Annotated in this window: 3 protein-coding genes; all 3 read left to right on the top strand. The window is 38.7% G+C overall.

Going from position 1 to position 2,575, the window contains the following annotated elements:
• Window positions 1-756 precede the first annotated feature (756 nt).
• Window positions 757-1,239, top strand: a complete 483-nt coding sequence (locus tag L876_RS0116220; RefSeq protein ID WP_156029442.1) for a hypothetical protein — start codon at window positions 757-759, stop codon at window positions 1,237-1,239.
• A 431-nt stretch (window positions 1,240-1,670) separates the two neighbouring features.
• On the top strand, window positions 1,671-2,279 hold the full coding sequence (locus L876_RS0116225) for a hypothetical protein (protein ID WP_028764756.1): 609 nt from the start codon (window positions 1,671-1,673) through the stop codon (window positions 2,277-2,279).
• Between the two features lie 10 nt (window positions 2,280-2,289).
• On the top strand, window positions 2,290-2,575 hold a 286-nt coding region (locus tag L876_RS21955), incomplete at its 3' end, for a hypothetical protein (RefSeq protein WP_156029443.1).

Raw genomic sequence — 2,575 nt, forward strand, 5'->3', positions numbered from 1 at the left:
TCTTGTTTGAAACAGGGCAATGTGACCAGTAGTCTGAGCACTGCTTGCCAGTGAAGCGATCAGTGTCTGACAGCTGGGTGGGCAGTTTGGGGCAACGCCGTTACTAAGGTCAATAGTGTATGATGCTCCTTCCTATAACCTGATTTATGCTGTGTGGCCGAAGTGTATAGTGTTTGCCCACAGTTGGAGCAATTTGGGCCTGAGCTGTTACTGGTGTACTTGCTCGGTGTTATTTCTTGCCACTCACTATGCCGCGTTGCCAGTGATTCTTAAAATATCCGGATGTTGTAAAAGCACATGCCATCATCATGAGCTGAAAAAGGCTACTCTTGTTTGTCAGCTTATGGTTATATTTTATGTCAGGATATGGTTACATCTTTGTGCTAAGTGATTGAAAGCTAGAAGCTGCCTATGTCAGCTTATGCTTTCAGCGACATTTAGATTTTGCCGCTAATGTTAAGACTAATCCTATTTATGATTGGGAATGGCATTTTGACGATTTCAATGCAACATCTGATACTTTTCTATTTCATCCGATGCTGCGTGGGAGAGAGTTTTATGTTCCTGGAGGACATGTTTACGCAGGAAGCGATATAAACTATATAGGAATCGGTGCAATGGGAGCTCACTATGGATTTACTCAATTGAGGGTGACAAGTTATGTTACTTTTTGGAATTTAAAAGACGCCATTCTATACGATTTTGGACACAATATGTCTCAAATAAGAGATGGCTCAGCATGGGCAAGGTTTGGCTATGAAAATTCAAAATAAAATTATACTTTTCATTATAGCAATCATTTTTACGGTGGTATCGGCAGCTGTGTACAAAGTCTCATCAAGCGCCCAAAAAGGTTGTCGCCACTTAAGGGAGCTAGCGAGTAATGAGGAAGTGATGCTTTATGTAACCAACACAATCCAAAGTGCCAATGGTAAGAATGTGAGTGTAGATTTCTCTGATGGGCTACGACTAATAGATGATTATAATCATAACTTTAATCTGGATGTGGGAAAGCTTGGTATTGCTAGGGAACATTTAAGATTGGAGTTAATTGGTAGTAATATTGACTATAGAAATGTAAGAATGAACGATGTTGATTTTGTAAGATTTGGAATCGGATATAGACATCATTTAATCATTAGAATGAAAGAGGAGACTCCTTTTAGCTTTATAGAAGGATATTCTCCTGAACACTACGAACAAATTGCTGATAACGTGCTTTTATATTGTACAAAATAATCAGTTTCTATAGTGTGGGAAAGGACTTCATTCCTCTCCCGCATATAGGCATTTTCATGATTGTTGGCAATGAAACTGGTCATTTAGAGCTAGGTTTCATTGTGTATGAGCCCCAATAATCTTGGGGCTTTTTCTTGCTTGTAATTTGGTTTGTGAAATCGATGAAGTGTTCAGTGCTTGCCTGAGGGGCAATGTTGATCTGTGTCACCAGTTAGGGCGGCAGGCACAATCGATCGCTGCTAGTTCTTGCCACTCGTTATGTAGCGTTGTTAGTGATGCTTAAAGTCTCCGGATGTTGTAAAAGTACATGTCATAACTATGGCCTGAAAAAGGCTACACTAATTTGTCAGCTTATGGTTATATTTTATGTCAGATTATGGTTACATCATTTAGCTAAGTAGTTGAAAATTTGAGGCAGCCTATGTCAGCTTATGCTTTCAGCGACAGGTGCAATTAGTGCGGCATTCTCTAGGACGTTGGGAGAAGTTGGAAAAAGTTCGTTTTTATCTGATGGAAGTAATGAGGCTCCTAATATTGATAATGAAGTAGTTGTTAATGAAAGATTTAGAGGGGAAATTAAGACTGGCGTAAGTGTTAGTAACAAAAAGTATACTATAGATATTAACCTTACTGCTGATACAGACTTCTCAAATTTGGAAGATGCTGCTCTAGCGGCCATTTCAATAGAGAAACAATTAAGATTGAGAGGAAAAAAACTTTCCAATGGCTATACATTAGATGTTGAAGTTTCTATTAGCTTAGTCGACTCTGGTGGTGATATATCTATAAATAATTGTCCTGGAGCGTGTATAAACCCATATAGCATCCAACCTTCTGGTGGCTATGCACGATTGTCCGGAAGAACAATGTATTTAAAAGATATTTCATGGTCAGCAGGGCATGAGATGGGACATATTCTTGGCCTTCAACACCAAGGGGGTGGTACTGGTAGCTTAATGAGCTACGATGAGAACAGGTCGTTTTTTAATGGTACCGATGCTGAAAGATTATTTAAGGCGTATAGGAAAAATGGTTATTAGGAGGGGGTATATGAAAAGATACCTGTTTGCGGTTTTATTTTTAATGATTAGCAATGCTTATGCTTATGCTTATGCTTATGTTGATGGTGAATTTGTCACTTTGGAGTTGAAAAAGGGCGTTACGTTTGATTCGTTTGTAGTTAAACGTAACGAACTACATAAGAGTTATTATAACTTTAAGTTAAAGCTTAATCCTTATCTTGAGCGTGGGATGTGTTTTAGAGATTTTGTTGAGTTGGAAATGTTCGGAGTGGATTTCTATGTAGATTATAGAAAGAGTGCTTTTCTGGGGGGGG

This window comes from Shewanella colwelliana ATCC 39565, assembly GCF_000518705.1.
Classification (GTDB): domain Bacteria; phylum Pseudomonadota; class Gammaproteobacteria; order Enterobacterales; family Shewanellaceae; genus Shewanella; species Shewanella colwelliana.